We start from the raw sequence: 18974 nt of genomic DNA on the forward strand, positions 1-18974 counted from the left end.
ATGCGGGAAATCAACCTTCGTCCTTCGCCGATCAGTTCTACGGTCGATTTTTCGGCCGAGGGCGTTCAGCATGGTTTCCTGCGTCTGCCTCACAGCCGCGACGATTCCGCCTGGGGCTCGGTGATGATCCCGGTGACAGTCGTGAAGAACGGGGAGGGCCCGACGGCCCTTCTCACCGGCGGCAACCACGGCGATGAGTATGAGGGCCCGATTGCGCTCTTCGATCTCGCCCGCACGCTGAAGGCCGATGACGTCACGGGCCGCGTCATCATCGTGCCGGCGATGAACTATCCGGCCTTTTTGGCCGGCACCCGCACCTCGCCGATCGACAAGGGCAACATGAACCGAAGCTTTCCAGGCGCGCCGGACGGCACGGTCACCCAGAAGATCGCGGACTATTTCCAGCGCACGCTGTTACCGCTTGCCGAGATCGTGCTCGACTATCATTCAGGCGGAAAGACGCTCGACTTTCTGCCTTTCTGCGCCGCCCATGTGCTGCCAGACAAGGCACAGGAGGAAAAATCCTTCGAACTCGTCAGGGCCTTCGGCGCCCCATGGTCGATGAAGATGCTGGAGATCGATGCCGTCGGCATGTACGACACGGCGGCGGAGGAGATGGGCAAGGTCTTCATCACCACCGAGCTCGGCGGTGGCGGCACGGCGACGGCCAGGAGTGCGCGTATCGCCAAGGCGGGCGTTTCCAACGTGCTGAAGGCGGCAGGTATCTTGAAAGGGGCAGTCGAAAGCGGCGAAACCACGTGGCTCGACATGCCCGACGGCAACTGCTTTTGCTTTGCCGAGGACGGCGGACTTGTCGAACCGTTCGTCGATCTCGGCGACCAGGTGAGGAGCGGGGAAATCGTCGCCCGCATCTATCCGATCGGCCGTACAGGCGACGAACCGCTGAACATACGGGCAAAGATGGACGGCATCCTCGTCGCTCGCCATTTCCCCGGCCTCGTCAAATCCGGTGATTGCGTCAGCGTGCTCGCAACTATTGTCGCGGCATAGGGCTTAAGGACCACCGGCGACCGTCGCGTGCGAGCCATCCCCTAACCGAAAGGGGACGCCTCGCTGACGTCAATAAAACAAGGCCAGGATTTCTAACGCGCCTTGCGAAATTGGCTAACGTCAAGGTCGGACAGTTCTCTCCAAGCGTGTTCGAATTTCGAACTCGCAGATTGCCATGGTGGCATTGCCCTCCTGGCAGTCACGCGGGCCAGAACAACGCCGCCGGCTCGTTCGACAGTCACGATGACGCTACGGTGCCTGTCGTCTTCAGCGATCTTGTCGGCGATCGACCTGCCATTGGTCACCGCCTGACTGTCATTGGCGTGAAACGCTCCATGGTCATCGCGACTGATCCTGCCGGACAGGTGAATATGAAAGAGGTATCGGGGCATGTTGCCACTCGAGCAATGATAACTTTTCTACTTCTTAGCAGTCTCGTTGATCTATTGCGCGTGACAGTTGCGTGACATGGCTTGTGGGGCGTGACGCAGCCATCCATCGATGGCAGGTGAGGTGCGGCCACGCGTAAGAGTGGCCGTGTGGTTGACCTCATCATTTTACGGCTCCGCGCTCCCGACACACGGGTCTCGTCCGTCGAACGTGGTGCGCGCCAGGCAGAGGCGCTTTCGTATCCTGCTACCTCTTACGCTCTTTTCGCGTGAGGGCTGCTCCTTGGTACGGCGACTGTGGAGCGTTCAACCAAGCGGACGCCGAGATTGACCCGGCGCACATTGATTTCGGGGTCGTTGATCCGTTCCAGCAGGAGTTCGATGCCGGCACGGCCAAGCTCACCCCGGTCGATCCGCATCGTCGTCAGCGGCGGGCGGCTGTGCCGGGCGATCGCGATATCGTCGACCCCGATGATCGAGAAGTCTTCCGGAACCGAGTGACTACTCGCTTCGAGAGCTTGCATGACGTTGATCGCGATTAGATCGGTGCTGCAGAAGAACGCGGTTGTGTCGGTGAAACGCCCCTGCTTTATGGCCTGCCGTATCGCCGGCGTGGTGTCGGGCTCTTGCAGGCCCATGCGACCGAGATCAAAGATGTGTCTATTTTCGTCGAAGGCAATTCCGGCCTCCTCCAGCGCGATCCGGAAGCCTTCAAGGCGCCGGCGTAGCGACAGGCGGTGGGGAATTGTCACGTGCACGATCTCGCGGTGGCCGGCCGCAAGTAATCTTTGTGCAGCGAGCCAGCCGGCAGACCAGTTGTCGGGCAGCACGCATGAGAGCCGCATCGTCCGGTCCATGCCGTTGATGATGACGGCCGGGATGCCGCTATCGACGATCCTGTCGATCATGACGGGATGGTCCATGCCGAGCACGACAAGGGCGCCCGGGCGGATGTCGCGCAGAATGTCAGAGATTTCGCTGATCGCGATCTCCGCATCCAGCGAGACAAGCCTGACGTCGATCCTGAGCGAGCTTGTGCTGGCCTCTGCAAGCACGCCCTGGATCACGTCCTCGTAGAAAGCCGAACTGGCATAAAACTGTGCCGGCATCACCAGCACAGTGCTCTCGACGCCGGCGCGGATCAGCGAGCGGGCCGCCCGGACCTGGTAGCCCAGGCGCTCCGCATGATCGAGGATCTTGCGCCGGCTTTCGTCGCCGACGCCACCGCGATTGTTGAGCACCTTCGATACGGACGCGACCGAAACGCCCGCGGCGTCGGCGATGTCCTTGAGTGTCGGGGCGTTCGATTCGTCATCCATTTCGACGAAGGTTCCTATCTGGCCGGAGTGGGCGAGATTGATCGCGGCTGCATGGTCATGATCGTCCACTACCAGAAGAAGCGCGTGTGCCCAAGCGAACGCATCAGCGCCTCCATGAAATAATAGTCGCCGTAGGGCAGCATCGCATCGGAATAGCCGGCGCTGGCATGGGCTGCGCCATGGGCGAGCAGCCCTTCGGCCTTGGGATCGCCCGTCAGATCGCAAGTGTCGAGCAGGCCACCGATCAGGCGATCGCCGAATGCGTACCAGCGTTGTGCCTCCTCCGGTTCACAAAGCCCGGCGAGGATGAAGATGCCGGCCGCCATGATCGCGCCGGCGGAACTGTCGCGGGGCGCTGACTTGGCATCAGGAACCGAATAGTCCCAGACGGGGACGCCGTCGTCGCCCATCAGAGCTTCGGCCTTGGCAGCCAGACGTCTCGCGGCGTCGGCGAAGTGAGGGTTGCCGGTGGTTGCCGCGCACTGCGCATAGCCATGGATCAGCCAGGCCTGGCCGCGTGACCAGCAGGAATCATCCGCATAACCTTGATGGGTCTCCCCCCGCAAGGGCTTACCGCTTGAAGGGTCGAACAGGAACGTGTGGAAGCTTGTGTCGTCGGCGCGAACCAGGTGCTTCAGGGTTGTTTCGGCGTGGCCATCGGCGGCTTCGGCAAAATCGCCGCGGCCGGTCTCGCGGTGGGCCCAGTGTAGCAGCGCGAGGTTTTGCATCGTATCGACGATGACGCGCCCATTGACGAATTCGGAGCGAATGCCACCGTGGATCGAGCGAGCATTCCAGGCCTGGATATATCGTGCATCCGGGCGATAGCGCTCAAGCAGCCTCGCCGCAGCTTCAAGAGCGAGATCGCGAGCCTCCCGGTCGCCTGTCAGCAGCCACTCCGCAACGCAGCTCAAAGAAAACTGGAAGCCGAGATCGTGGTCTTGCGCATCGCGATGGCGCAAGATGTCGCGAAAAATGGCGCGGCGGGCCCGGGCGGCGTTCAGGAAGCTGGGATCGCCCGTGAGTTCCAGCGCAAGCCAGAGCTGGCCGGCGTGAAAGCTCACGACCCAGTCAAAGGGCCCGCAATAGCTCCACGTCTGATCCGGCAGGCCAATCTTCGGATTGCGCAGACCGATTGTCGGCATGGTCTGGCGCAATTTGGCAATGCAGCGTTCCAAAGCCTGCTGGTGACGTTCGCGATTGGGGCGATTGCCAACCATTTCGACCGCGTTGAAGTAGCTGTTTCGTTCGATGCGCATGATAAGCCTCACGTTGGTTTCGTGAAGTTTTCGCACAAATACGATAATTTCGTCAACTACGAAACTTTCTGTTGACGGGAAAATTTCAAGCCGCTAGGAGTCGAATGCTCGGGAGGAGCCGGGCATCGCTGGAGAGAGATACAATGTCCACATTAGGGACAACTGAAAGGCCGGCTGCCGGCAGCGGGTTCAGGCTCGCAGAGAGCCTGGCCGGGTACGGCTTTATCACGCCGTGGCTTATCGGCTTTTTTCTGCTGACGCTCGGGCCTGCTGTCGCCTCGTTCTATTTGTCTCTGACCGACTACAGCGGCCTTGGCGCAGCAAACTGGGTTGGCGCGGAGAACTACGTGCGCATCGCGACCGATGATCCGCGCTTCTGGACGGCGATGAACGTGACCTTCACCTTCGTGCTGCTGTCGGTTCCCTTGAAGTTGCTTTTTGCGCTTGCCGTGGCAGTGGCGCTAAACCGGGGGCTTGAAGGCCTGTCGCTCTTTCGCGCGATCTTCTATCTGCCGTCACTGGTCGGCGGCAGCGTCGCCGTGGCGGTCCTGTGGCGACAGGTGTTTGCCGGCGACGGATTGCTCAATCAGGCGCTTAACGCGTTGTTCGGTTTCGAAGGGCCAAGCTGGATCTCGAACCCTTCGACGTCGCTTTATACGCTCGTTCTCCTGGCGGTTTGGCAGTTTGGATCCTCGATGATCATCTTTCTTGCCGGTCTGCGTCAGATCCCGCAGGACATGTACGAGGCGGCAAGCATAGATGGCGCCAGCAAGGCCCGGCAGTTCTTCAAGATCACCTTGCCGCTTTTGACGCCGGTGATCTTCTTTAATGCCGTGATCCTGACGATCGATGCCTTCAAGGCCTTCACCTCGGCCTTTGTCATCAGCGACGGAACCGGCGGTCCGATCGACTCCACGCTGTTTTACACGCTCTACCTCTACCAGGAGGCCTTCACCAATTTCCGCTTCGGCTATGCCTCGGCGCTGGCCTGGGTCCTGGTGCTCATCATCGCCTTCTTCACCGCCATGTCATTCCTGACAGCCAGGTACTGGGTTCACTACGATGACTGATGCCGCTCTTTCGACGACCACCATCGCTTCGCGCGCCGACGCCGGCGTATCTGGCACATCCCCGTGGAAACGTGCTCTGCTTTATGCGCTGCTCGTCGCGGTCAGCTTTCTCATGCTCTATCCGCTGCTCTGGATGGTCGCGAGCTCGTTCAAGCCGGACAGCGAGATCTTCACCTCGACGGGGCTGATCCCGACTGACCCGACAGTCGATGCCTATCGCCGCGGCTGGACCGGCTTGAGTATCGGCTTTGGCTGGATGTTCTTCAATTCGCTGGTGATTTCGCTGCTCGTCGTCATCGGCAACCTCATTTCCTGCTCGATGGCGGCCTATGCCTTCACGCGCTTACGTTTCAAGGGGCGCGGTTTCTGGTTCACACTGATGCTCGGCACCTTGATGATGCCGCAGCATGCGGTGCTGATCCCGCAATATGTGATGTTCCTGAAGCTTGGCTGGGTGAACTCCATCCTGCCACTGGTGGTGCCGAAATTCCTGGCGATCGACGCCTTCTTCATCTTCCTGATGGTGCAGTTTTTCCGGGGCATCCCGCGCGAGCTCGACGAGGCGGCCATCATGGATGGTTGCGGCCCGCTGCGCATCTTCCTGAAGGTGATCCTGCCGCTCTCAACGCCGGTGTTGGCGACGGCAGCCGTCTTCTCGTTCATCTGGACCTGGGACGATTTCTTTGCGCCGCTCATCTACCTGAATGACATCGAAAAATACACCGCCCAGCTCGGTCTGCGCACCTTCGTCGACTCCACCGGGACGTCGGACTGGGGCTCGCTCTTTGCCATGTCGACGCTGACGGTGCTGCCAATCTTCATCCTCTTCATGCTGTTCCAGCGACTGCTGATCGAAGGCATCGCGACAACCGGCATGAAGCGCTGACACCAACTGGAATTGAGAGATAGGGACGGAAACGATGACGACGCTGGCTTTGAGCAAGATCAAGAAGAGCTTTGGCAATCTCGACATCATCCGCGGCGTCGATCTGGCGATCGGCTCCGGAGAGTTCGTGGTTTTCGTCGGCCCATCGGGGTGCGGCAAGTCGACCCTTTTGCGCATGATTGCGGGGCTCGAGCCGATCAGCGGCGGCGAACTTTCCATCGGCGGCGAGCGCATGAACGAGAAGGAGGCGAGCCAGCGCGGCATCGCCATGGTCTTCCAGTCCTATGCGCTCTACCCGCATATGAGCGTCTACAAGAACATGTCCTTCGGTCTCGAAACGGCAAAGATGCCGAAGCCGGAGATCGACAAGCGGGTCCGCAAGGCCGCCGACATCCTGCAGATTACCCATCTGCTCGACCGCAAGCCGAAGCAACTCTCTGGCGGCCAGCGGCAGCGCGTAGCGATCGGCAGGGCAATCGTGCGCGACCCGAAGATCTTCCTGTTCGACGAGCCGCTGTCCAATCTCGATGCGGAGCTTCGCGTCCAGACGCGCGTCGAGATAGCCAAGCTGCACAAGGATATCGGCGCGACGATGATCTACGTCACCCATGACCAGGTGGAGGCAATGACGCTTGCAGACCGCATCGTCGTCTTGCGCGCCGGGGTCATCGAACAGCACGGCACGCCGCTCGAGATCTATAACCGGCCCGCCAACCGCTTCGTCGCCGGCTTCATCGGCTCGCCCAAGATGAATTTCCTCGATGCCGTCGCACGCGACATCCGCGACGGCGGTATCTCGATCGATGTTGCCGGCAGAATTGCGCGGCTCCCGATCGAGGAGCGCATCGCGGTTGGCACAAAGGTCAGCCTCGGCCTGCGGCCCGAACATATCGGTATCGACGCGACCGGCGGGCTCGAACTTGGCGCGCTGACGGTCGTCCATGTCGAGCATCTCGGCGGTCAGACCATCGTTTACGGGCGGCTCACCGACGGGCAGTCGCTGACGGTTGCTCTCGATGGCCAACGCCCGATCACTGCCGGCTCAACGCTGGACGTCCGGATTGCCGCGGAAAACTGCCACCTGTTCGACGGGGCCGGCGACCGCATCGGCCATTGATCGCAAAGAGAGATCTCAAGGAACAAATCATGGAGGAGGAGAACATGATCAACAGACGCCATTTTTTGCGTAACGCCGCGCTTTTCGGGGCCGGCGCCACACTCGCGACGATGCCCGCGTTCCGCGCCTTTGCGGAGGATTCCATGCGCCTTTATTGGTGGGGTACACCCAGCCGCGCCGAGCGCACGCTTGGCGTTGCCAAGCTCTTCGAGGCGGCGCATTCCGGCGCCAAGATCGTCGGCGAAGTGGGCGGGAGCGATTACTGGCCCAAACTGACGACGATGATCGCCGGTGGGAACGCCCCGGACATTTTCCAGCTCGAGCCCAGCCGCTTTGCCGATTATAGCCGCCGGTCCACCAACCTGCCGCTCAACGACTATCTCGGCAAGGTCATCCGCACGGACAAGCTGGTGCCAGGTGTGCTCGATCTTGGAACGGTCGACGGCAAGGTGACCGGTATGCCGTTGTCGCTGAACGCCTTTGCCATGATCTACGACGCTGATGCGGTCACGAAAGCCGGGCTTATCCCGCCTTCGGCCAAAACCACCTGGGACGACTTCGCCAAGTTCTCGATCGACCTTACCAAGGCAATAGGCAAGAAGAACGTCTGGGCGGTTGGAAACGCGTCGCGCTACACATACGCCTTCGAGGCGTTTTTGCATCAGCGCGGCAAGAAGCTCTACACGGAAGCCGGAAAGCTCGGCTATGAGGCCAGCGATGCGGCCGATTGGTTCGGCTATTGGGAGAGCCTCACCAAGAACGGCGGCTGCGTCTCCGCCGAGATACAAGCGCTCGACAAGGTGCTGGTCGACAGCAACCCGCTGGCGACCGGCAACGCGGCCATCGCGATTGCCTTCTCAAACCAGCTCCCTGCCTTCCAGAAGATTTCCAAGAGCACGCTCGATATCACGTCGCTGCCGGTCAGCAGTGCGGATGGTCCCTCCGGACTTTTCTATCGCCCCGGCTTGCACTGGTCGATCGCAAGCACCGCGAAGAACCCGGAACTCGCAGCGCAATTCATCGACTTTTTCGTCAACGACCTGGAGGCCGGCAAGATCCTTCAGGTCGAGCGCGGCGTGCCTGTAAACACCGACGTGCAGACCGCCGTTCTTCCCTCGATCGACGCCACGGCGAAAAAGACGGTCGACTATGTCAACGGCATTGCGGATCGCGTCGGCACCTACCCGCCGGCCGTGCCGCTCGGTGCTGGTGAACTTGACGAGCGCGTCTTCCGGCCGCTCGCCGACAAGGTCGCCTTCGGCCAGCTGACGCCGGCGGAAGCAGGCAACGAACTCGTCTCATCGGCCGACCGCATTCTCAAGGCCTGAGCATCCGCTCCACTTTGCCGGGCCGCGCGGGAAGTCATCCCCCCGCGCGGCAATGTTCGAACGGAAACCTTTGGCATGACCGACATGATCTTCCCCGAAACCCTGTTTAAACCGTGGGCGGGCAATCCGCTCAAAAGCCGCGCCGATGTCGAGGCCGCGCTCAAGGCGCTGGTGGAGCCGGTTGAACAATATCGGTCTGCCGGCGGCGCACGCATCCGGCTGGATGCGCATGCGGCACATTTCGACCAGGCGTCCGCCGACCTGGAGGGTTATTCCCGTCTGCTCTGGGGCCTGGCACCGGCCGAGGTCGGCGGCGCAACGTGGATCGATTGGACGCCGATCGCGCGCGGTCTTGCCAGTGGCTGTGATCCGGCCCATCCGGAATACTGGGGCGACCCGTTCGACCGCAGCCAGCGCCTCGTGGAACTCGCAGCGATCGGATTTGCACTGAGGCTCGTTCCAGACAAGCTCTGGGCGCCCCTGTCTACGGCCGAACGGCGAAACGTTGCTGCCTATCTGCTCAAAGGCCATGCCTGCGAATATAGCGACAACAATTGGAAGTTCTTCCGGTTGCTCGTCAGCATGGGGTTGAGACACGTCGGGGTCGATTGTGATCGAGAACTCGACGACCAGTACCGGCAGGAACTCGACGCGTTCTACCTCGGCGATGGCTGGTATCACGATGGGGATACGCGCCGCGCCGACCACTACATTCCCTTCGCCTTTCACTTCTATGGCCTGATCCTGGCGGCCCTCGATGGCGGCGACTGGACGAAAAGGTATCGGGAGCGGGCCCGACTGATCGCCGGAGACATGGCGAGATGGTTTGCCGATGACGGACCGGCGCTCTGCTTCGGTCGCTCGATGACCTATCGTTTTGCCATTGCCGGCCTCTTCGGCGCCATGGCGCTCGCAGGCGACGAGGAGATCCCCTTCGGACAACAGAAGGGTTACTTCCTGCGTCATCTGCGCTGGTGGGCGAAGCACCCCTTCGCCGCGCGCGATGGCGTGATGCCCGTCGGCTACGCCTATCCCAACCTCATCATGTCGGAACCGTACAATTCCGCGCAATCGCCCTATTGGGCGCTGAAGGCCTTCCTTCCGCTGATGCTGCCGGCGGACCATCCGTTCTGGGCGAGCGATGAGGACGCCTGCCCACAGCGATCCGCCGTCTCCACGCAGCGCCATATCGGATTCCTGATCGCCAATCCGGCAGGGGATGCCATTGCGCTCTCCTGTGGCCAGCACACGAGCGCCGAGAACACCTTCATCCGCTTCGCGCCTGAGAAATACGCGAAGTTCGCCTATTCGGGGCGATACGGCTTCAGCATCGAGAACGATCTCTGGCGGTTCGACAATTCCGTGCTCGAATCCATGATCGGCTTCAGCGATGACGGCGTGCATTTCCGCGTGCGCGAAACCAACGAAGAGGCGCTCGTCGCCGACAACCTTCTCTATGCGCGTTGGCGACCCTTCGCCGATGTCTTGGTCGAGACCTGGCTTTACTGGGACGGCGATTTCCAGGTTCGGCTTCACCGCATCGACACGCCGCGGACGCTCGCCACGATCGAAGGCGGCTTTGCAGTCGGGCGAGACGCCGGCGAAGTTTGCAAACAGGGTGCCGGCCGCGCTGTCGTTGCCACGGCGACGGACCTGTCAGCCATCCTCGACATCGGTTCGACGAACCCTCGTGAGGGCCGCTGCCATATCGCTGCCCCAAACACCAACCTGGTTTCCGCAAAAACCTTGGTTCCGCAATTGCGCGGTACTGTTCCAGTCGGCGTCAGCACGCTCGCCGTCGCCGTGCTTGCGCAGGCCGATGCGACAGAGGGGACAAGGAAACTATCCCGCTTGCCTGCAGCACCCGACGTCGGAGCGCTGCGACGGCGCGTGTCCGAGACGGGGACAACCGTAACGCTGATGCGCGGCGTACCGCTCTGACATCCTCGATCCTGCCACAACGACCGAAAGACTTGATATGACGATCCCCGATTTTACATCCCGCCACGCCATCGATCCGCTTGCTGCCGCAGCGATGGGAACCGACGAGCTGCGTCACAATTTCCACATTGGCGGTTTGTTTGCGAGCGATCGCGTCAACCTCACCTATACCCATTACGACCGCATGGTGATCGGTGGGGCGATGCCGGTCGAGGCGGAGCTGACGCTCGAAGCCATCAAGCCGATGGGAACGAAGACGTTTCTCGAGCGCCGCGAGCTGATTGCCGTCAACATCGGCGGGCCGGGGCGGGCCGTCGTTTCCGGAAAGAGCCATGTGCTCGGTCCCCGTGACATGATCTATGTCGGCATGGGGTCGGACGTGGTGTTCTCGTCGGACGACCGGTCGAAGCCGGCAAAGTTCTATCTGTTGTCAGCCCCCGCGCACCGTACTTACCCGACAGCGCTTTTGACGATCGCGGGCGGGAAACGTCTCGATCTCGGCAGCCTGGAAACATCGAACGAACGATCGATCTTTCAGTTCACCAATGGGATCGAGACCTGCCAGCTGGTCGTCGGAATGACGGAACTGAAAGAAGGGTCGGTGTGGAACACGATGCCGGCGCACATCCATGATCGACGCATGGAGGTCTATCTTTATTTCGACCTTCCCGAGCCGGCGCGGGTTTTCCATTTTCTCGGAGAGCCTTCCGAAACCCGCCATATCGTGATGGCGAGCGAAGAGGCGGTGCTGTCGCCGGTGTGGTCTATACATTCCGGTTGCGGCACCTCCAGCTATGCCTTCATCTGGGCGATGGCGGGGGACAATGTCGACTACACCGACGCCGACCCGGTCCCGATGGAGACGTTGCGATGAGCGATCTCTCGGCCTTCAGCCTCGACGGCAAGCGCGTGCTGGTTACGGGTGCCAACACCGGGATCGGCCAGGGCATCGCGGTATCGGTCGCCCGGGCTGGCGGCGAAGTGGTCGCGGTCGGACGCTCGTCCATGGCCGAAACAGTCGAAAAGGTCGAAGCGGCGGGCGGCCGGATCCAGCCGTTTGCCTGCGATCTTAGCGATGGAGAGGCGGTCAAAACGTTGCTTGACCGCGTCTGGGGACAGTGCGGCCCATTGGATGGACTGGTCAACAATGCCGGCATCATTCGTCGGTCGGCCTCCACCGAGCTCTCGGAGGCCGACTGGGATGACGTGATCGACCTCAATCTCAAGGCGGCCTTTCTTCTTTGCCAGGCCTATGGCCGAAAACTCCTGGACGAAAAGCGAGCCGGGCGGATCGTCAATATTGCCTCGTTGTTGTCCTTCCAGGGCGGCATTCGTGTCGCATCCTATACCGCCTCAAAACATGGAGTGCTGGGCATTACCCGCATCCTTGCCAACGAATGGGCAAGCAAGGGCATCAACGTCAATGCGATCGCGCCTGGCTACATCGTCTCCAACAACACCGAGGCGCTGCGCGCGGATGCGAACCGCTCAGCGGCAATCCTTGACCGCATCCCGGCCGGTCGCTGGGGCACGCCCGATGATATCGGCGAGGCTGCCGTTTTTCTCTTGGCGCCGGCATCCCGCTACATGCATGGCGCGGTCGTCCCGGTTGATGGCGGCTGGTTGGCGCGATGAATTGCGTTGCTGCCGTCCGGGTAGCGATCAGGCCGGCGCAGAGGTTAGCCTGCGGGCAATGTCGAAAAAGGCGCTGACCAGTTTCCCGTTGCTGCGCTCGCGCAAACAGATGAGTGCTTCGTCCATCAGCATCTCGGGCGCTTCGATCTCGATGGGAATGAGGCGGCTGTCCTGCCCGAACTCCGCCGACGAAACGAAGCCGACCCCGCCGCCGGCGGCGACGATCTCGCGCACCGCCTCACGACCTTCGGCTTCGATGAGCGGCGTCAGTTGCACGCCACATTGCTGCGACATCGTTTCGAGCTTTTGGCGGGTCTTGGAGCCTTGCTCGCGCATGACCAAGGGGTGCTTCACGAGTTCAGCGAAAGTCACCTTTTTCTTGCCTTGCAGCGGATAGTCACGGCTCGCAAAGGCTATGATCGGCGTGGAGTTGAGTTTCAGGATGTCGAAGTCGCTCGATTGCGGGATCTCGCCGAGAACGCCGATGTCTGCCTCATAGGCGTGCAGGCTGGTGATGACGGTTTCGGTGTTGCCGGAATCGATCGACACCTGGACGGTCGGATAGGTGCGCCGGAAAGCGGCAAGGATATGCAGCAGGTGATGGGCGGCATCGGCAACGATCCGTAGTTTTCCCGCTCTCAGCGCCCGTGATTCCGACAAAAGATCCAGGGCCTGCTGCTCGACGTCGAACATGCGGCGGGTGACTTCCAGGAGCTGTTGGCCCGCCTGGGTCAGCGTCACCTGCTTCTTGTTCCGGTTGAAGAGGAGGACATCATATTCCTCCTCGAGCTTGCGCACCTGATCCGAGACTGCCGGCTGAGTAAGGAAGAGCGCTTCGGCGGCACGCGAGAAACCGCCGTGGATGGCCACGTTATGAAAGGCGCGGAGCTGGACATAGCGCATGCGTACGACGCCTCCTTGAATAGATTTGAACGATAGTTTGATTAAAACGAACGATTTGATTTATGTAAAGCGGGCGCGGATAGTTTTCGGATTCCACCTCTATCCGGAGCGCGCCTCATGAACCTCCCGGCCGTCGTCCTCGAGCTTGCCGCCGCCACCGTCCTCTTGCTCTACGCCGTCAGCCTCGTGAAGAAAGGTGTTGAGGCGGCGGCAGGCGACATCGTCGCGCGTACCGTCGGTGGCGCCGGTGGACGACCGCGTGCGGCCATCTGCGGCTGCGCGGTTGCCATTGCGCTGCAAAGCTCGACGGCGGTCGCCATGCTTGCCGCCGGTTTTGCCGTCAGCGGCGCGCTGGCGCTTGATACCGGCCTGGCGGTGCTGCTTGGCGCCGATCTCGGCTCGGCGCTTGTCGTCAAGATCCTGTCCTTCGACTTGCATTGGCTGGCGCCGCTTCTGATCGCCGTTGGCGGTCTCGCGCATCTGAAGGCATCGACCCGCAAGTCCGTCGAGACCGGGCGTGCAGTGCTCGGCATCGGTCTGCTGCTCCTCTCGCTGCAGATGATCGGCCATGCGACGCAGCCGCTCTCTCAGAGCCCGATGCTGCCTTCCGTCGTCGCTTTCGTCGGCAAGGATGCCTTGAGCGTGATGATCCTTGCCGCCTTCTTCACTTGGGCGCTGCACTCCAGCGTGGCAGCGATCCTGCTGATCCTGACCTTTGCCGTGAAGGGCATCGTGCCCCTGGACGTCGGCATTCCCCTGGTGCTCGGCGTCAACATCGGCGGCGGGCTCATCGCGCTGTGGCTGACCCGCGGTCTGCCGGTCGAAGGCCGACGCCTGCCGCTTGGTAATCTCCTCTTCCGCGCCCTGTTCGGCGCAGCGATCTTCGGACTCTTTTCGCTGCATTCCCCGTTCGACTGGCTTCCTGGGCAGACTGTGGCCGGCAAGCTGGTCAATCTGCATGTGCTCTTCAACGCTGCCCTGGTTCTCGTCGGGGTGATTTTCTGCGGCCCGATGGCGCGCCTCGTTCGGTTGCTCATGCCGGAGGCCGCCGGTGCCAATGATCGTGCGGCTCATGTCAGCGCGCTTGACCCGGCGCTGATCGACAAACCGGCGCAGGCGCTGGCGGCCGCGGCACGCGAGGTGTTGCACATGGGCAATCTTATCGCCCGGATGCTGGAGCCCGTCATGACCGTCATTCACGCGCCGACACCGCAGGCGGTCAAGGCGCTCAGAAGCATCGATGGCGACATCCACGTGGCCCATAGCGCAATCAAGCTCTACATCGCCGCCGTCAACCGCGGCATCCTGACCGAAGAGCAATCGCGGCGCGGCATCGAACTCACCGAGGCAGCGATCCATCTCGAATATGCCGGAGACGTCGTCGCAAAGAGCCTCCTGCAAATGGCCGAGGAGCGGCTTGCGGGCGCAGGGACCTTCTCGCAGGAGGGATGGCGTGAACTCACCTTGCTGCATGCGGCCGTGTCTTCCAACGTCAGGCTGGCGGCCAATCTTCTCGTCTCCCCGGACCCGGTGATCGCGCGCGAAATGGTTCGGCAGAAGGAACATGTGCGTCGCCTGGTCGAAGAAAGCAGCAAGTGCCATCTGGAGCGGCTTCGGCAGGGCATCGCGACCAGCATCCTGTCGAGCGACATGCATCTCGAGATCGTTCGGGCGCTGAAGGAGGTCAATTCGCTGGTGACGACGATGGCCTATCCGCGCCTGCGCGAGAGCGGGGACCTCCTGGAAAGCCGGCTCGTGCCTGCTGCTTAGATATATAAATTGAAACGATAGATTGATACAAAAGAACGATTTTACAGATAGATGTTTCCGCCCCATTGTCGTTCTCGAACACGCCAACCGCGAGGACGGACAATGCCAAACACCGCTTCTGAAAGAACCATCGCGCCCCTGGAAACACCGAGGCTGGGCGAGCCCTATCTCTTGACGCCCGGCCCGCTAACCACGGCCTATCGGGTTAAGGAAGCCATGCTGCGGGACTGGGGTTCCTGGGATGGCGATTTCCGGGCAATGACCGCCAAGCTTCGCCAGGAACTGCTCGAGATTGCCGGCGATGCCAAGGGCGAGTTCGATTGCGTGCCGATGCAGGGCAGCGGTTCGTTTTCGGTCGAGGCGATGCTCGGCAGCTTCGTCCCGAAGGACGGCCGTGTGCTGGTGCTGATGAACGGCGCCTATGGCAAGCGCATCGCCCAGACGCTTTCCTATCTCGGTCGTGACCATGTGACGATCGACAAGGGCGACTACATGCCGCCACGCGGTCCGGAGGTTGCAGCAGCGCTCGATGCCGACCCTGGAATCACCCATGTCGTGATCGTCCATTGCGAAACGAGCTCCGGCATCCTCAACCCGTTGAAGGAGATTTCCGACACAGTCTATTCCCGCGGTCGCAAGTTGCTCGTCGACTCCATGAGCGCCTTCGGCGCAGTGCCGGCCGGTATCGGCGATTTCCGCTACGAGGCGATCGTTTCTTCCGCCAACAAGTGCATCGAGGGTGTGCCGGGCTTCGGCTTCGTTATCGCCCGCAAGAGCGAACTGGAGGCAGCCAAGGGGCGCAGCCATTCACTCAGCCTCGATGTGCATGCCCAGTGGGACTACATGAACAAGACCGGCCAGTGGCGCTTCACGCCGCCGACCCACGTTGTCGCGGCGTTCCTGGAGGCCTTGCGTCTGCATCGGGAAGAGGGCGGTGTCGCCGGTCGCGGAGCCCGTTATGCCCGCAACCGCGACGTCATGGTCGCGGGCATGCGCGAGGCCGGTTTCGAGACGTTGCTTGCCGACCAGTGGCTGTCGCCGATCATCGTCACCTTCTTCAGCCCGGCCCACCCGGCCTTCGCCTTCGACCGCTTCTACGACCTGATGAAGGACAAAGGCTTCATCATCTACCCGGGTAAGCTGACGGTGGTCGACAGTTTCCGCGTCGGCTGCATCGGTCGCATGGACGAGCATGTCATGCGCCGCGTGGTCGAGGCCGCCCGCAACTCACTCTCCGAAATGGGCGTCGACAGCGCCGCTCCCCCGGCCGTCGCCCTTGAAGAACGTCGCCGTCTCGCTGCCTGAACTGAGGAAATTACGATGAACAAGATGTCCAAGATCACCGTTACCGCCAACCGTCGCACCTATCCCTGGCCGAATGTCCCGGCCATCGCCATCTGCCTCGACGGCTGCGAGCCGGCCTATCTCGACGAAGCCATCAAGGCCGGGCTGATGCCGACGCTCGAGCGCATCCGCAAGACCGGGACGGAGCGCACCGCGCTCAGCGTTATCCCGAGCTTCACCAATCCGAACAACCTTTCCATCGCTACCGGCCGGCCGCCGGCGATCCACGGCATCTGCGGCAACTATCTCTACGAACCGCAGACGGGTAACGAAGTGATGATGAACGATCCACGCTTCCTGCGCGCCCCGACCATCTTCAAGGCATTCTACGATGCGGGTGCGAAGGTCGCCGTGGTGACGGCGAAGGACAAGCTCAGGGCGCTGCTCGGCCACGGGCTGAAGTATGACGAGGGCAGGGCCATCTGCTTCTCGTCTGAAAAGGCGGACAAGACGACCGAGGCGGAAAACGGCCTCGACAATGCCTCGGCCTGGCTCGGTCGCGCTGTACCGGAAGTCTATTCGGCCGATCTCTCCGAATTCGTCTTTGCCGCCGGCGTCAAGCTGCTCAAGGAATTTCGGCCGGATGTCATGTACCTGACGACCACCGACTATGTGCAGCACAAATATGCGCCGGGCGTACCCCAGGCGAACGCCTTCTATGAGATGTTCGACAAGTATCTGACCGAACTCGACGCGCTCGGCGCGGCCATCATCGTCACGGCCGACCACGGCATGAAGCCGAAGCACAAGGCGGACGGTTCGCCGGATGTCATCTACGTGCAGGACCTGCTCGACCAATGGCTCGGCAAGGACGCCGCGCGCGTCATCCTGCCGATCACCGACCCCTATGTCGTGCATCACGGCGCGCTCGGCTCGTTTGCCACGGCCTATCTGCCCGAAAGCGCGGACAAGGAGGAGATCATCGAGCGGCTGCAGGCGATCGAAGGCATCGACGTCGTGCTCTCCCGCCCGGAAGCCTGCGTACGCTTCGAGCTGCCCGACGATCGGATCGGCGATCTCGTGCTGATCTCCTCGGAAAACAAGACGCTCGGCACCAGCGAACATCGCCATGATCTGGCGGCGCTGAACGAACCGCTGCGCTCGCATGGCGGCCTGACCGAACAGGCGGTGCCTTTCATCGCCAACCGCAAACTGCCCGAATTGCTGACATCCGCGTCGTTGCGCAATTTCGATGCGTTCTACTACGCGCTCGTCGCAGCCGCCCAGACAACGCACTAGGGAGGGAGCGATGACCAAGGTGGAAACAGCATTTGCAATTCGCCACGAGCCCATGCGGATCGCCGGCAAGACAGTCGATACCGAAGGGCGCATCGAGGTGCGCTACCCTTTCAACGATGCGGTGATCGGCACGGTGCCTGCGGGCAGCGCCGAGCATGCGCGCAAGGCCTTCGAGATCGCGGCCGCCTACCAGCCGAAGCTGACGCGTTACGAGCGTCAGCGCATCCTGCTCAAGGCTGCGGACCTGCTCGTTGCCCGCAAGGAGGAGATCTCTGATCTGATCACGCTGGAGCTCGGGATCTCCAAGCAGGACTCGCTCTACGAGGTCGGCCGCGCCTTCGACGTGCTGACGCTCTCGGGCCAGATGTGCATTCATGACGACGGCGAGATCTTCTCCTGCGACCTCACACCACACGGCAAGGCGCGCAAGATCTTCACCACGCGCGAACCGCTCAACGCCATTTCGGCGATCACGCCGTTCAACCATCCGCTCAACATGGTGGCACACAAGGTCGCGCCGGCGGTTGCGACGAACAATTGCGTTGTGCTCAAGCCGACAGAACTGACGCCGATGACGGCGCTTATCTTCGCCGACATTCTCTATGAGGCCGGCCTGCCGCCGGAAATGCTCTCGGTCGTGACCGGCTGGCCCGCCGATATTGGCATGGAGATGATCACCAATCCGAACTTCGACCTCATCACCTTTACCGGCAGCGTTCCAGTCGGCAAGCTGATCGCGGCCCACGCCCACTACAAGCGGCAGATCCTGGAGCTCGGCGGCAACGACCCGCTGATCATCCTCAACGATCTGTCGGACGACGATCTCGCAAGAGCCGCGGATCTGGCCGTTGCCGGCGCGACGAAGAACTCCGGCCAGCGTTGCACCGCTGTGAAACGCATCCTCTGCCAGGAGAGCGTTGCCGACCGCTTCGTGCCGCTGGTGCTCGAGCGAGCGAAAAAGCTGAGGTTCGGCGATCCGATGGACCGGGCGACGGACCTTGGCACGGTCGTCCATGCCAAGGCGGCGGAAGTCTTCGAGCGGCGGGTGCACCGGGCAGCGGAAGAAGGGGCGGAGATCCTCTACGATCCCGGCCGTAAAGGCGCCCTCTTGCCGCCAATCGTTGTCGACCGCGTTAAGCATTCGAGCGAACTGGTGATGGAAGAAACCTTCGCGCCGATCATACCGATCGTGCGCGCGCCCGATGATGACGACGCGCTGATCGCGCTCTCGAACTCAACCGCCTTCGGCCTTTCTTCCGGCGTCTGCACCAATGACTTCCGGCGAATGCAGAAATACATCGCCGGGCTGAAGGTCGGCACGGTCAACATCTGGGAAGTGCCGGGTTACCGGATCGAGATGAGCCCCTTCGGCGGCATCAAGGATTCCGGCAACGGCTACAAGGAAGGCGTCATCGAGGCGATGAAGAGCTTTACCAACGTCAAGACATTCTCCTTGCCATGGTGATTTCAAGCGTTTCCCCCGCTGATTCACCCCTCTGGGAGCCGCCATGGCGGCTCCCTTTTTATTTGCTCCCGCAGCGTCGCGGGGCTCTGCGCGACGCGCAATCGTAGATCTGCTCCTTCATCCGGCAGATTGTGCGAAATCGTATCGAAACCTGCCGCCGCCTTGGTCAAGCGCGGTTTCCATGCCCAGTTCTGCGGCAGAACATCCATAGTTTTTTTCTTCTAATCGATAAGAATAATAAATTTTACTTACAGGAAACCGCTGCGCAGAATGTTTCCCGAAGCCGATCACAACAGGG

Annotated in this window: 16 protein-coding genes; 12 read left to right on the forward strand and 4 right to left on the reverse strand. The window is 61.6% G+C overall.

The window, feature by feature from the left end; translation table 11 throughout:
• On the forward strand, window positions 1-1011 hold the full coding sequence (gene doeB / locus IB279_RS27330) for a N(2)-acetyl-L-2,4-diaminobutanoate deacetylase DoeB (protein WP_192340042.1): 1011 nt from the start codon (window positions 1-3) through the stop codon (window positions 1009-1011).
• Between the two features lie 92 nt (window positions 1012-1103).
• On the opposite strand, the gene IB279_RS38215 is transcribed toward doeB, so the two are convergent.
• From IB279_RS38215 to IB279_RS27340, 3 genes are all read right to left on the reverse strand, one after another.
• Window positions 1104-1403 (reverse strand): DUF6894 family protein, encoded by a 300-nt coding sequence (locus IB279_RS38215; RefSeq protein ID WP_113186965.1) that lies wholly within the window; start codon window positions 1401-1403, stop codon window positions 1104-1106.
• A gap of 251 nt (window positions 1404-1654) precedes the next feature.
• Window positions 1655-2719 (reverse strand): LacI family DNA-binding transcriptional regulator, encoded by a 1065-nt coding sequence (locus tag IB279_RS27335; protein ID WP_192340044.1) that lies wholly within the window; start codon window positions 2717-2719, stop codon window positions 1655-1657.
• Between the two features lie 68 nt (window positions 2720-2787).
• Window positions 2788-3978 carry a glycoside hydrolase family 88 protein gene (locus tag IB279_RS27340; RefSeq protein ID WP_060643679.1) on the reverse strand — a complete coding sequence of 397 codons (1191 nt, stop codon included), beginning with the start codon at window positions 3976-3978 and terminating at the stop codon, window positions 2788-2790.
• Window positions 3979-4121: 143 nt separating this feature from the next.
• On the opposite strand from IB279_RS27340, the gene IB279_RS27345 reads away from it, so the two are divergent.
• From IB279_RS27345 to kduD, 7 genes are all read left to right on the forward strand, one after another.
• A complete protein-coding gene (locus IB279_RS27345) occupies window positions 4122-5048 on the forward strand; it encodes a carbohydrate ABC transporter permease (protein ID WP_034794779.1) in 927 nt (308 codons plus the stop codon).
• Window positions 5041-5934: a carbohydrate ABC transporter permease gene (locus IB279_RS27350; protein ID WP_034794776.1), complete on the forward strand. Its 894-nt coding sequence runs from the start codon at window positions 5041-5043 to the stop codon at window positions 5932-5934. The genes IB279_RS27345 and IB279_RS27350 overlap by 8 nt, the downstream gene beginning before the upstream one ends.
• A gap of 34 nt (window positions 5935-5968) precedes the next feature.
• Window positions 5969-7051, forward strand: a complete 1083-nt coding sequence (locus IB279_RS27355; RefSeq protein WP_034794772.1) for an ABC transporter ATP-binding protein — start codon at window positions 5969-5971, stop codon at window positions 7049-7051.
• Window positions 7052-7095: 44 nt separating this feature from the next.
• On the forward strand, window positions 7096-8379 hold the full coding sequence (locus IB279_RS27360) for an ABC transporter substrate-binding protein (protein ID WP_162765853.1): 1284 nt from the start codon (window positions 7096-7098) through the stop codon (window positions 8377-8379).
• Between the two features lie 84 nt (window positions 8380-8463).
• A complete protein-coding gene (locus IB279_RS27365; protein ID WP_375292963.1) occupies window positions 8464-10320 on the forward strand; it encodes a DUF2264 domain-containing protein in 1857 nt (618 codons plus the stop codon).
• A gap of 37 nt (window positions 10321-10357) precedes the next feature.
• A complete protein-coding gene (gene kduI / locus IB279_RS27370; RefSeq protein ID WP_192340048.1) occupies window positions 10358-11194 on the forward strand; it encodes a 5-dehydro-4-deoxy-D-glucuronate isomerase in 837 nt (278 codons plus the stop codon).
• Window positions 11191-11955: a 2-dehydro-3-deoxy-D-gluconate 5-dehydrogenase KduD gene (kduD, locus tag IB279_RS27375; RefSeq protein WP_034794766.1), complete on the forward strand. Its 765-nt coding sequence runs from the start codon at window positions 11191-11193 to the stop codon at window positions 11953-11955. The genes kduI and kduD overlap by 4 nt, the downstream gene beginning before the upstream one ends.
• A 27-nt stretch (window positions 11956-11982) precedes the next feature.
• Here the strand turns inward: kduD and IB279_RS27380 are convergent, their stop codons facing one another.
• On the reverse strand, window positions 11983-12858 hold the full coding sequence (locus tag IB279_RS27380; protein WP_034794762.1) for a LysR substrate-binding domain-containing protein: 876 nt from the start codon (window positions 12856-12858) through the stop codon (window positions 11983-11985).
• A gap of 117 nt (window positions 12859-12975) precedes the next feature.
• Between IB279_RS27380 and IB279_RS27385 the strand changes: the two genes are divergently transcribed.
• The 4 genes from IB279_RS27385 to phnY all read left to right on the forward strand — a co-directional run bounded on the left by IB279_RS27385 (window position 12976) and on the right by phnY (window position 18676).
• Window positions 12976-14628, forward strand: coding sequence for a Na/Pi cotransporter family protein (locus IB279_RS27385; RefSeq protein ID WP_192340050.1), 1653 nt, complete (start codon window positions 12976-12978; stop codon window positions 14626-14628).
• Between the two features lie 102 nt (window positions 14629-14730).
• Window positions 14731-15933, forward strand: a complete 1203-nt coding sequence (locus IB279_RS27390) for a 2-aminoethylphosphonate--pyruvate transaminase (RefSeq protein ID WP_060516642.1) — start codon at window positions 14731-14733, stop codon at window positions 15931-15933.
• Between the two features lie 15 nt (window positions 15934-15948).
• Window positions 15949-17211 (forward strand): phosphonoacetate hydrolase, encoded by a 1263-nt coding sequence (gene phnA, locus IB279_RS27395; RefSeq protein ID WP_034794753.1) that lies wholly within the window; start codon window positions 15949-15951, stop codon window positions 17209-17211.
• A 10-nt stretch (window positions 17212-17221) separates the two neighbouring features.
• A complete protein-coding gene (phnY, locus tag IB279_RS27400; protein ID WP_034794751.1) occupies window positions 17222-18676 on the forward strand; it encodes a phosphonoacetaldehyde dehydrogenase in 1455 nt (484 codons plus the stop codon).
• The last annotated feature ends 298 nt before the right edge of the window (window positions 18677-18974 follow it).

This window comes from Ensifer sp. ENS06 (assembly GCF_014852205.1).
GTDB lineage: Bacteria > Pseudomonadota > Alphaproteobacteria > Rhizobiales > Rhizobiaceae > Ensifer > Ensifer adhaerens.